The 11,562-nt window shown below is 52.0% G+C and carries 8 protein-coding genes; 1 reads left to right on the top strand and 7 read right to left on the bottom strand.

The genetic code is table 11. The annotated features are described in order from the left end of the window. Positions 1–291: 291 nt before the first annotated feature. Entirely contained in the window at positions 292–1,722 is a 1,431-nt protein-coding gene (locus FJM74_RS17440; RefSeq protein ID WP_187263919.1) for an FAD-binding oxidoreductase, read from the bottom strand. 652 nt (positions 1,723–2,374) lie between these two features. On the opposite strand from FJM74_RS17440, the gene FJM74_RS17435 reads away from it, so the two are divergent. Then, the gene (locus tag FJM74_RS17435) at positions 2,375–3,358 is read left to right on the top strand and encodes an ABC transporter ATP-binding protein (RefSeq protein ID WP_187263918.1); all 984 of its coding nucleotides are present in this window, start codon (positions 2,375–2,377) and stop codon (positions 3,356–3,358) included. Positions 3,359–3,723: 365 nt separating this feature from the next. On the opposite strand, the gene FJM74_RS17430 is transcribed toward FJM74_RS17435, so the two are convergent. The 6 genes from FJM74_RS17430 to FJM74_RS17405 all read right to left on the bottom strand — a co-directional run bounded on the left by FJM74_RS17430 (position 3,724) and on the right by FJM74_RS17405 (position 11,107). Next, positions 3,724–4,974: a sialidase family protein gene (locus tag FJM74_RS17430; protein ID WP_187263917.1), complete on the bottom strand. Its 1,251-nt coding sequence runs from the start codon at positions 4,972–4,974 to the stop codon at positions 3,724–3,726. Positions 4,975–5,006: 32 nt separating this feature from the next. Then, on the bottom strand, positions 5,007–7,298 hold the full coding sequence (locus FJM74_RS17425) for a TonB-dependent receptor (RefSeq protein WP_187263916.1): 2,292 nt from the start codon (positions 7,296–7,298) through the stop codon (positions 5,007–5,009). Positions 7,299–7,400: 102 nt separating this feature from the next. Next, positions 7,401–7,778, bottom strand: a complete 378-nt coding sequence (locus FJM74_RS17420) for a hypothetical protein (RefSeq protein WP_187263915.1) — start codon at positions 7,776–7,778, stop codon at positions 7,401–7,403. A gap of 498 nt (positions 7,779–8,276) precedes the next feature. Further along, complete coding sequence (locus FJM74_RS17415; RefSeq protein WP_187263914.1) at positions 8,277–9,683, bottom strand: NAD(P)(+) transhydrogenase (Re/Si-specific) subunit beta; 1,407 nt, start codon at positions 9,681–9,683, stop codon at positions 8,277–8,279. 3 nt (positions 9,684–9,686) lie between these two features. Then, the gene (locus FJM74_RS17410) at positions 9,687–9,977 is read right to left on the bottom strand and encodes an NAD(P) transhydrogenase subunit alpha (RefSeq protein ID WP_187263913.1); all 291 of its coding nucleotides are present in this window, start codon (positions 9,975–9,977) and stop codon (positions 9,687–9,689) included. Then, a complete protein-coding gene (locus tag FJM74_RS17405; RefSeq protein ID WP_187263912.1) occupies positions 9,974–11,107 on the bottom strand; it encodes a Re/Si-specific NAD(P)(+) transhydrogenase subunit alpha in 1,134 nt (377 codons plus the stop codon). Before FJM74_RS17405 ends, FJM74_RS17410 begins: the two co-directional genes overlap by 4 nt. Between the last annotated feature and the right edge of the window lie 455 nt (positions 11,108–11,562).

Raw genomic sequence — 11,562 nt, 5'->3', positions numbered from 1 at the left:
CAGATTGTTTGTTTATTAGCCCCTAAAAGGTTTGTTTAGCTTCTTCTGAAAATCAGGTGTACGGTAATAGAGGACAAGGAGTGGCGCATTCGTGCTCTAAGTTTCCATTATTCAGCATCAGCCAAACCAAAACCCTCTATATCAACCCAATAGGCTTACACCAAGATTGCTGCCTACCCTGCATTCTAGCACAGAACTGCCTTTAGCCGCTGAGTAGCCTGAACCGGAAACTACTTTGCCAGGATCAGGTCAGGAGTACCCGCAGCACCGGGCGGGAACAGCGGCGGCGGCTCAGGCAAAGGTGCCTGGCTTTATATTCTGGTTAGACCGGAACAGGTTGCCTGCATCGTACCTGCCTTTTATTTCCACCAGCCGGTCTAAATTCGGGCCATAAGCCGCCTGAATGCGGTCGGTTTCCTCTTGTGTCAGGAAGTTGACATACACCCCTCCCATAGCAAACGGAGTGGAGTCCCTGAAAAAAGCCCGGGCCCAGGCAGTGCACAGGTCATCCTCTGAAGGGTCTTCCCAGCGGGCATGCACGTTCAGGATATAGTTGGCATCGCGGTGCGGATAGGGAGTTTCCTGTTTACCGACCCGGCTCACCTGCCCACCAACCTGCGCCACAAAGATCTCGGTGTGTGGCGACGGCAGCTGACTGGCGTAATCGATCAGCACATCAAGGGCCTCATCGCTCAGCTCACTAAAGTTGTGCGATTTCCAATAGTTGCGGGCACCTGCCGTCAGCAGCGGATCGAAGGCCTGCTGCCAACCGGCATACGGGTGTGGCCCTACCACATCGGCAATAGGGTTGCCAAAAGCCCGAAGCGGATCCAGCACGGCCTTACCTACACTTGCATCGCCTTCGTAGAACACCGCCAGCACCACGACCTCTTTGCCATGCCATTCCTGGGGCAGAAAAGGGAGCGGAGGAGCTTTGCGGAGCACGGCCCATACTACTGCCTCGTCTGGCAAGGAGGCGGTAAACTGGCGGTAGAACTGCATCACTTTTTTAGCGTCCTGGAACGGGTGCACGATCAGGCCGGAGAGCACTTCGGGCCCTACGGGGTGCAGCTCATACTCAAAAGAAGTAATTACCCCAAAATTGCCGCCTCCGCCCCGGATCGCCCAAAACAGGTCCGCATGGCTGTCTTTGCTAACGGTAACCAACTGGCTGTCGGCCGTAACAATATCAGCAGACAAAAGATTGTCGACCGTTAGGCCATACTTGCGGCTGAGCCAGCCAAACCCGCCACCCAGCGTAAGACCGGCAATGCCTGTGGTGGAGTTTATGCCCACGGGTGTGGCCAGCCCAAAGGCCTGCGCCTCGTGGTCGAAATCGGCCAGCGTGCAGCCGGGCTCCACACGGGCTGTTTTTCGGAGTGGATCTATCCGGACCGAGCGCATGTGCGAAAGGTCTATCATCAGGCCTCCGTCGCAAACAGCGCTGCCGGCAATATTATGGCCGCCCCCGCGCACCGAAACAAGCAAACGGTGCCTGCGCGCAAAGGCCACGGCGTGCATTATGTCCGCAACGCCAGCGCACCGGATAATCAGGGCCGGCTTCCGGTTCACCATCCCATTCCAGACGGTGCGTAGCTGGTCGTAATCAGGTGAGTCGGGTGTGAACAGCTCTCCCCGCAGGTTGGCTGCGAATTGTATGACATCTTTTTTCGAAAGCTCTGTAGTTCCCCCACCAAGCATCCTTAATGCATATGTACTCATTGGCACTTTTAAAATTGTTCATGAAATAAATATAACCTGACAGGGAATTCTGATGGATAGCGTCTTGACCATACATCCTCACCAACATAAGGAGCAGCATGTGTATAGTAGTGTACGTATTCTATTTATAAAACAACCGTAAAGTGCTGAAATATAGCAGATTAATTAAAAAAACAACGCCCCATATTTTATCTCGGGACCGATCACAGCACCTGCGCAGCCAGCAGCCCTATACTACATACAAACCAGTAGCGACCGCCTCGGCCAAATCAGAGCAGTGGGCTGTCATAACCTCGCGAGGGGTGTTTTGATTAGAATAATTGCCAGCGGCTCCTGCTACAGTTCCGGTAGCACCTGATGTGCCTGGTTTGCACGGCCAGGCTTTTAGTGTGCGCCGGCATACGCGGCTGATGACTGATTCACCGCCGTTTTCTCTTCAATAGCGCCACTTCCTCAGGTTCGACCAGCAACAGCCGGCAGCAATAACAGCAGGCAGCAGGCAACCAGAAAAGTCCCGGCCAGGCAAAGTGTTTGATCGTGTCGATTCTTCTATGTTTCTTTAAGGATATATTATCAGATTTGCACCCGGGTAAAGGCTTTGAGCTGCCAAACCCTGAAAACAGGCAAAATCTGAAGAGCCATTTGTAATTATATGAGTTTGTTAGAAGTAGCGGGAGTAAGTCTGCAGGAAAATGGAAATGCTGTTCTGAAGGATATCAGTTTTTCGCAGCAGGAGTTTAAGAAAATTGCCATTGCCGGAGAAACCGGGTCGGGTAAAAGCACCTTGCTGCAGATTATAGCAGGACTGACAGAGCCCAGCAGCGGGGAGGTGTTTTTTGAGGGCAAAAAAGTTATTGGCCCGGCCGAGAAACTGGTGCCGGGGCATCCGCATATCTTTTACCTGTCGCAGCAGTTTGAGCTGCCCCAGTTTTTGCGGGTGGAGCAGATCCTGAAATACGCCAACAAGCTTTCAGCCCAGGAGGCAGAGGACTTGTATGAGGTCTGCAGAATCAGCCATTTAACCAAGCGCCAGACAAACCAGCTGTCGGGTGGGGAGCGCCAGCGCATTGCCCTGGCCAGGCTGCTGATAAAAAGACCCCGCCTGCTCCTGCTCGACGAGCCTTTTTCGAACCTGGACGGCGCCCACAAAAAAATCCTGAAATCCATTATCCACGACATCGGCGAGAAGCTGGACATCACCTGCATCCTGATCTCCCACGACCCGCAGGACACGCTCTCCTGGGCAGATGAGATTCTGGTGCTGCATGCCGGGCAGATCATCCAGCAAGGCACGCCGGAGCAGATTTACAAACAGCCGGTAAATGAGTACACCGCAGCGCTGTTCGGCAGCTATAACCTTCTGCATGGTGCCATGGCTAAAGCACTTTCTGCCATACCCGACACCGCACTGAACGAAAAAAGCTTGCTGGTACGACCGGAGAACTTTAAAATACACGCCGATACAAGCCAGGGCACCCCGGGAATCGTAGAGCAGGTGAAGTACTACGGCAGCCATTATGAAGTTGATGTGCGGCTGGCAGAAAAAATTGTTACGGTAAGAACAGGCCCTGTGCCGTTCGAAGCAGGAGATAAAGTATCTGTATCCTTATCTCCTGACGATGTCTGGCCCGTTTAGAGGTAGTGCTAGGCTGCCATAAAAACTGCCTGTGCAGCAGAACCAGCAGCAAAGCTCCGGAGGGCCTTTTTCATTAGAATAATTTGATTGTTGGTTGTTAAATGGTTGTTTTGGAAATGAACGACCAGGGCAAGCTTTAATCATATTTCACTTTTAACTCTTAACTAATCAAAAGTCCTGTGCATTGGTTCTGAGTACAATCAACTAATTTCTTACGGATGAAGGACCAGGGAACAAGGGCTAAATGCCTCTGGAGGGTCTTTTTCATTGGAATAATTTTGCTTCTGTTCAACAAAATTTACTTGGATGTACTTGGTGTGCTATCAGTTAAAGTAGCTTCTATGGCCCATCAAAAAGACAATAGCCTACTTACCGGCAACTACCTGATACCAAACCTCCGCCGGGCCATCAGATTTTACCGTATAAGCCACAAGCAGATTGTGTTCGCTCACAGGCATAATAACCGGATACACGGCACTGATGGTATCCGGTGTCAGGTGCTTCGTCAGCAGCTGTTCCCCCTTCTCCCCTCTCAGCTGCAAGCCGATAAAGTTGCCGGCTCCTGCTGATTCCTGGCTGCGCTCGTCCCATACAATTGCCAGCTTACCTGATCCGAAAGAGGCCATCTGCGGGTGCTTGGCTGCGGGAGCCTGGCTAACTGCTTCTCTCGGGCTGAATGCCTTGCCATGCGACTTTTGGGCGTAGTATACGCCATGGCCCCCTCCCATCGTAAACCAGGCGTAGTGCATGCCGTTCTGGTTAGAGGTCATGGCCGGGCCGGTGTGGGGGCAGCCATCAATCAGCCAGTTGTCTTCGCTGATGCGTGCTGGTTTAGAAAAGCTCCTGCCACCGTCTGCCGACACCATGTACATCATGTCCCGGATCTGCTTGTTCAGAATACCCCGGTAGGCCACGTGCAGCTTCCCCCGCTCATCCAGGTACAGGTCGGTGCGGCAGCATTGGCAGAGGTCCGTATCTATTACCTTCTCCCCCTCAAAGCCTTCGCGGCCCCTGGTGCTGGCAAAGTAGAGGGAGGAGCCATGTGCCCCGGCCTCTTTGCGACTGTCCAACCAGATGGCAGCCACTTCGCCGTCCGGCAACAGTTCCATGTCAAAATAGCGCTCGTCTATGCTCTCTGCTGTATTCTCCGCCAGCTGCCTGGGCGCTGTCCAGTTGCTGCCCCCGTCGAAGGACTGGGTATAGTAGACCAGGCCTGCGTAGCTGTTCTGGTCGTTTGGGTTGCTTACTGCAAACATGGCGATCAGGTCCCCGTTCTTCCGGAACAGGATCTTCGACAGGTTTTCATCGTGCGGGTATACGCCTTTGGTAGTGGGAATGGCTCGTGGTGTGTTAAACGTTTTGCCACTGTCCGCAGAAACAGCATAATGCAGCAGGTAGTTGCCTGCCGGGTCGCTTGCCTGCACCCAGCTCAGCACCGCCTGCCCCTCCCGGTTTTGAGTAAGATAGGGGCACGAAGCCGCTAAACCAAGTCCGGAAATTCTTTGAGCAGCAGGCAATTCAGTTTCTGCACTATCCGAAACGTTTGCCTGACAACCTGCCAGCAGGAGCAGGCCGAAAAAAGAGAAGGTGGTTATTTTTTGAATGAACAACATCATGAGGGTGCGTTTATAAACCAGAAAACAAGAATTTATCGCGACTTCGCCGCAAAAGTATAGGCCACTCCCACATGTGTGGTGCGTGGGCTGCCTACCCGGTAATTGTGGCCATAAGCAAACTTATCGGCAGTGGTGGCATACAAGGCATTTCCCAGGTTCAGCATATTCAGCCACACATCAAAGCCCCTGATGTGGTAACCCAGGCGGGCATGCAGCAGGTCGTAGCCCTTATAAGTCTCAGAGTTGGCCGGGTCCATGTAGTATTTGCCAAGGTGCTGCCACTCCAGGCTTAGGCGCAGGCCTTGGGCGAAAGCGGGTTTGTAGGTAAGCTCCGCATTGCTGATAAACCGTGGCGCTGTGGCCATTTCGTTCCCGCCAAAATCAGCCCCGCGCTCCACAAACCGAAGGTACGTATGCCGGGCATTGGTGCCACTGAACCGGAAAGCCAAACACTCGAAAGGATTGTACCGCAAAGTATATTCCACTCCCCGATGCCGGGTTTTACCCGTGTTCTGGTTCTCGTAAGAGCCATCATCTAAGCGCACCGATACTATTTCGTTGATGCCATCGAGCTGGTACACGCTCAGGTCGATGTAACCTTTGGCCTGTGCAAAGCTAAGCCAGCCTCCAGCTTCGTAGTTGTAATAGTTGGCAGGCTTTAGTGCTGGCACCTGCACCCCCCGGTACAGCTCCGAGATCTGAGGAGGCGTGAACCCTACGCTGTAATTCGCATACAGCCCCTTGCTCCTGCCCAGGTCGTAAGTCAGGCCAAGCTTTGGAGTCAGGCTATTAAACCCGTTCTTCTCATCTGGTGCCCCCGAAAACGCCCCTGGCTCCAGGTGGTTATCAAAGGCAAAGTCCATCCGGTCGTAGCGCAGGGAGGCAACCGCCTTTAGTTTTTCTATTGGATTCATCTCGAACTGGGCATAAGCTGCCGTGTTCAGAAGTTTCACGTTATAATCCGTCAGTAATACACCTGTGTTATGATAGCGGATATATTTACCGGTATCATCTCTGTCGATGTCGATTTGCTGCGCATGGTAGGCAGCGGGGCTATAGTCTGCGCTCAGGCCGCCTATGAGTTGGGCATTCAGAAAAGAAAAGGTTTTGCGATGCTGCCCCAGCAGCCCAAAGCTCTGGAAGGCATCCTCGTTAATTTCTCCTTTTGCATTTAAGGAGTTGCCTGCCGTGTTTTTGATGACATAGAAAGGATTCTGCCCGATGCTGTTGTTGCGGAAAAAGAGTGTGAGGCGGGTGCTGTTCAAAGCGTTCCACTCGTGCTCCAGGGTACTTCTCAGCCGGAAGGCATTTACTTTACGGTAGGTAAAGGTGTGCAGGCTGCTGTACTCTTCCTCATAGAAGCGCTTGCTGTCGAGGCCGCCGGTCTGGTCAGTTTTATAGTCTACCAGGCTGGCAGAAGTCACCAGCTTGCTTCGGTCGTTCAGGGCGTAGTCGGTGCGGAGGGTCAGGGCCAGTTTATCAAAATCGCTGTGCTCGATTACCCCGTTTCGTTGAGCGGCATAATAACCGGCCGCATAAATCCCCAGTTTACCTACCGTGTTCGATACGCTGAAATCAGTTCTTCTGTAGCCCCTGTCGCTGGCCTCGGCCTGCAGTTTGGCCGTAAAGAGCTGCGAAGGCGACTGCGTGATAAAGTTGATGGCCCCGCCAATGGCTTCGCTGCCATACAGGGAGGAGGCCGGCCCCCGAATAACCTCTATGGTCTTCAGAGCGGCCATGTTCATCTCAATCAGCGCGTTGTGGTTAAAGTTGCCGCCAGTCCGGATCGGGATGCCGTCTTCCAGGTACAGGAAGAGGCTTCTGTATCCGATAGGCTGCCGGATGGCCATGGTGTGCTGCTCATTGCCGAGGTTCACCATATACACCCCGCTGACCTTATTCAATACCTGCTCCAGCGAGGTGGCCCTGGTATCGAGCAGGACTTCTCTGGAGATGGCACTAATGGCGATGGGGGCATCGGTGCGCACCTGCGCCTCGCGGCTGGCAGACACGATTACCTGATCGAGCAAGTTGGAAGATGGCTGCAGCAGCACAGCTTTCTGATGGTTGGCTACCGCCACCGCCCTGGATTTGTAGCCAATAAAGTAATAGACGAGGGTATCTGTAGGCAAGGCATCCGTCAGCTTAAAACTCCCGTCAGCACCTGTCTGGGTACCTGTGTTGGCCTGCTTCAGCCGAATGCTAACGCCATAAAGTGGTTCTCTAGTAAGCGCATCCATCACCAGACCACTGGTACCTGTTTGTGCGCAGGCACAGTGCCACCATGCCAACAGGCACACGACACAGAACAATATCCGTTTCATAAAGTAAAAGTGCAGTCTACAAAAAATGATTGGGCAGCTGCCACAGGAGTAACTCCTGCGCAAAAGCTGGTACTCCGGCACATACAGTGCCTTCAGCAGAGGTCAGACTACACTTTTGGGGGGATGAAAAAAGGCAAAACTGGGCGTGAGGGTATGCCCGCTTACAAGAGATGGGATAGCAGGATTTTTTGAAATAAACAGGGTGAAATCACAGGAAAAGCGTATCTGGCAAAACAGGTTGACCTGCACTTCCTTCGCCTGGGTTTGGTCTCCACCTTGCTTTTCGGCCTGCTCCTGCTCTTTAAGATTTTTTGTAAGTTGGCATTTCCCTTCGCATGCCAGTTCCGGCTTATCGCGGTTTATGCACAAAAACTCCATGATATACTCCTTGTTGGCCTGATAATCCACCACCAGCAGCACCTTGCTGAAGGTCTGGAGCAGCATGAGGGCCAGAAGCGATATGATGAAGACTCTGTTCACAGATTATTTTGCCAGAGATAAAGATATTAAGGTCTTGTATTTGTCTTTTAAGCAGGCCAAAGATGCTGCTGTTCTATACGATAATGAATGACCAAAGCTACCACGATTAATGATAAATATCAATTATACTAGCAAAAGGAGCAGCAACAGGTGCAGCAGAGGCTCCAAAGAGGATGTTTCCTCCGAAAGCATCGGGAATGATCTGGCGCAGGAGTCTATTTCGGTAGGTGCTCCGGAAGAGTTTATTCCGCTATCAATTGGGTTTTGGGCTTTAAGCTTCCGTGCGGTGTCTCCAGTCAGCGCTCTGTGGGCAAGTCAGCAATTGGCCTGGTTCCTGCAAAGAAGGGGCTGCCAGGGGACAGCCCCGTGGATAAGGTCCAACAAATGAAGCACTAGTGGTAGTATGCTTTTGTAGAGACGGATACTACCCACAAAAAAGCAGCAGCGACATCTGAAACCAGATACCGCTGCTGCTGTATTTACAAAAAGCTATCTTACTTAAGCCGTAACCGACTCTTTCAGTTCGCTTACTACTTTGGTCATAGAAGACTTGGCATCGCCAAACAGCATGAGGCAGTTCGGGTATCCGAAGAGCTCATTCTCGATACCGGCATAACCGGCATTCATGCTGCGCTTACACACAATTACCGTTCTGGCTTTATCGGCATTGAGCACCGGCATACCATAAATCGGGCTACCCGGGTTGGTGCGGGCAGCCGGGTTCACCACGTCGTTGGCACCTATAATCAGGGCGATGTCGGTGTTGGCGAACTCGTCGTTGATCTGGTCCATTTCCACCAGTTTGTCGTATGGGATGTTGGCTTCAGCCAGCAATACGTTCATGTGACCAGGCATACGGCCGGCCACCGGGTGTATGGCAAATTTCACGGTTGTTCCTCTCTTCTCGAGGATTTCTGTCAGTTCCCGCACAATGTGCTGGGCCTGCGCAACGGCCATCCCGTAACCCGGCACAATGATCACAGACGAAGCAGAGTCGAACAGCATGGCGGTTTCTTCCACACCCACTTCTTTAACCACTATTTCTTCACCGCTTTCGTTCGTCACGCCGGCCTTAGTCTGACCAAAACCACCAAGCAACACGTTGGCAAGGGAGCGGTTCATGGCCTTACACATGATTTGGGTAAGAATGATACCGGAAGAACCTACCAGCGCACCCGCAATAATAAGCACCTGGTTGTTGAGCACGAAACCAGTGGCCGCAGCTGCAATACCAGAATAGGAGTTCAGCAGGGAGATAACCACCGGCATGTCGGCACCACCAATCGGGATCACGGTGAGGATACCCAGCAGCAGGGCAATTACAATTACACCAATCATGTAGACTTCCGCATTTGGCTCCAGCACCACCATAACCGATAGCGCGATTGCAGCCAGGAAGAGGATGGCATTGAGGGCATGCTGCCCGCTAAACATAATGGCACGGCCACTGATAATACCTTTCAGCTTACCAAAGGCCACAAACGACCCTGTTAGCGTAACTGCGCCGATAATAACGGAGATGACAACGGTAATTATCATTATCGCTTCCATAGTGAGGGCACTGTTATGGGCCATGCGCCAGTATTCGGAGGTGGCCACCAACACAGAAGACGCCCCTCCAAAACCGTTCAGGATCGCCACCATCTCAGGCATGGCAGTCATCTCTACGCGGCGGGCGGCAATAGTGCCAAGAATCGAACCGATCAGGATAGTGATCAGAATTTCAGTCAGGCTCAGCACCTGGCTGTCGAGGAGGGTAACGGCTACGGCAATAAACATGGCTACCGCAGAAAGGATGTTGCCTTTGCGCGCAGTAGAAGTTTTGCCGAGCATTTTTATGCCCATAATAAATAGCACGGAGGCTACCAGGTAGGCAATTTTTATAAGTAGATCTTTCTCAAACATGCCTTATTTTTTCTTTTTCTTAAACATCTGCAGCATACGGTCCGTCACCACATAGCCACCCACCACGTTGAGCGTTGCCAGCAGCAGCGCCGCTATGCCCAGCCACTTGGCCACTGACCAGTCTTGCGGACCGGAAGCCACAATGGCACCTACAATGGTAATACCTGAAATAGCGTTTGAGCCCGACATAAGCGGGGTATGCAGGGTAGGCGGTACCTTCGAGATCAGCTCGAAGCCCACAAAGCTGGCAAGCACCAGCACATAAAGGAGTACTAAAAGGGTATCTGCGTTCATACTGTTTTGGCTAAAATTTCTTTCGTAAATTGATGCACCAGTTCTCCCTGGTGGGTAATCAGCGAGCCTTTGGTCACTTCTTCGTCGAGTTCCCACTTAAAGCCGTCTTTGCTGGCCAGGTGGAGCAGCAGCGTGCTTACGTTTTTGGCATAGAGCTCCGAGGCATTCACGGGCACCAGGGCCGGCAGGTTAGACTCTCCGATAATGGTGACCCCATGCTTCACTACGGTTTTATTGAACTCGCTCAGCTCGCAGTTACCGCCAGACTCCACGGCCATATCCACGATCACGGAGCCGGGCTTCATGCTTTCCACCATCTGGGCCGTAACTAGCACCGGGGCTTTTTTGCCTATTACCAGGGCGGTTGTAATTACAATGTCGGCATCGGCAATATGTTTGGTAATGAGCTGCTTTTGTTTTTGCAGATACTCCGCCGACACCTCCTTGGCGTATCCGCCCTCAGTTTGCACACCTTCGGCCTGCACTTCCAGGAAGCGGCCTCCCAGCGACTCTACCTGCTCTTTGGTTTCAGGGCGAACATCTGTCACCTCCACCACGGCACCCAGGCGCTTGGCAGTGGCAATGGCCTGCAGGCCAGCCACACCAGCACCAAATATAAGCACTCTGGCAGGCGTAATAGTACCAGCGGCCGTCATCATCAGCGGGAAGATCTTACCCAGGGCGTTGGCTCCCAGGAGCACGGCTTTATAGCCACCCAGGTTCGCCTGAGAGCTCAGGGCATCCATTTTCTGGGCACGGGATATACGCGGCACGGCATCCATGGCAAAAGCAGAGATCTTTTTCTGCACACAGATACTCACCAACTCCGGCACGGTGTAGGCATAAAGAAACGAAATAAACGCGCTTCCTTCCCGCATCAGTTGCAGCTCCTCCAGGGTAGGCGCATTTACCTTCAGCAGCACATCTGCATCCTGCAGCATGGGCGCTTTGTCCGGGAAGATAATGGCACCGGCATCTTCGTATACATTGTCGTAGAAACCGGATTCAACACCGGCTCCGCTTTCAATGCCACAGGTAAATCCAGCTTTGGTGAGCGATTTTACCACGTCTGGAGTGAGAGCGACTCTCCTTTCAGGCACTTTGCTCTCTTTAAGAACGGCTAGTTTCAAGGCTAAAAAATTAAATTGTCATAACTAAATAAAAAATTATTATAAACTGCCAGAGCAGTTTTTCCAACAAGAGTAGGCAGCGGCATCGATCTAATTAGATATTTCTATTTCGGAACTTACATATGATAATTATCATTTTAGACCTTCCTGTTTAGAAATTTGTAAAAAGTGGCAAAAATTAGAAAGAATTTATCAATATAAAAACCTTGTGGTCATATTTTTTGCAAATTCAATAGTAAATAGGGAAAAACCGATGCCTTATTGCACATCATCCGGTCAGATGAGGCTGGTTCTTATCTGTGGAGGCTGTTGTAGAGCTGCAAGGGGCTGCTGTACCGCTGCCCTAAACTGGTGTTCGACTGCCGTTTGCGAGCAGCAAACAATCCGGTTTTGCAGCTAATTTCTGCACAGAAAGCCGCAGGTTAGCAGTTCATCTTATGAAAGGTGCGCAACAT

The sequence above is a fragment of the Pontibacter beigongshangensis genome (genome assembly GCF_014332515.1).
Lineage (GTDB): Bacteria > Bacteroidota > Bacteroidia > Cytophagales > Hymenobacteraceae > Pontibacter > Pontibacter beigongshangensis.
This window is presented reverse-complemented; position numbering and strand designations above follow the sequence as displayed.

Bases quoted from the DNA above. Each gene is read 5' to 3' on its own strand.
- FJM74_RS17410 (WP_187263913.1), bottom strand. From the start codon at position 9,977: ATGAACGCAGATACCCTTTTAGTACTCCTTTATGTGCTGGTGCTTGCC.
- FJM74_RS17435 (WP_187263918.1), top strand. From the start codon at position 2,375: ATGAGTTTGTTAGAAGTAGCGGGAGTAAGTCTGCAGGAAAATGGAAAT.
- FJM74_RS17430 (WP_187263917.1), bottom strand. From the start codon at position 4,974: ATGATGTTGTTCATTCAAAAAATAACCACCTTCTCTTTTTTCGGCCTG.
- FJM74_RS17425 (WP_187263916.1), bottom strand. From the start codon at position 7,298: ATGAAACGGATATTGTTCTGTGTCGTGTGCCTGTTGGCATGGTGGCAC.
- FJM74_RS17415 (WP_187263914.1), bottom strand. From the start codon at position 9,683: ATGTTTGAGAAAGATCTACTTATAAAAATTGCCTACCTGGTAGCCTCC.
- FJM74_RS17440 (WP_187263919.1), bottom strand. From the start codon at position 1,722: ATGAGTACATATGCATTAAGGATGCTTGGTGGGGGAACTACAGAGCTT.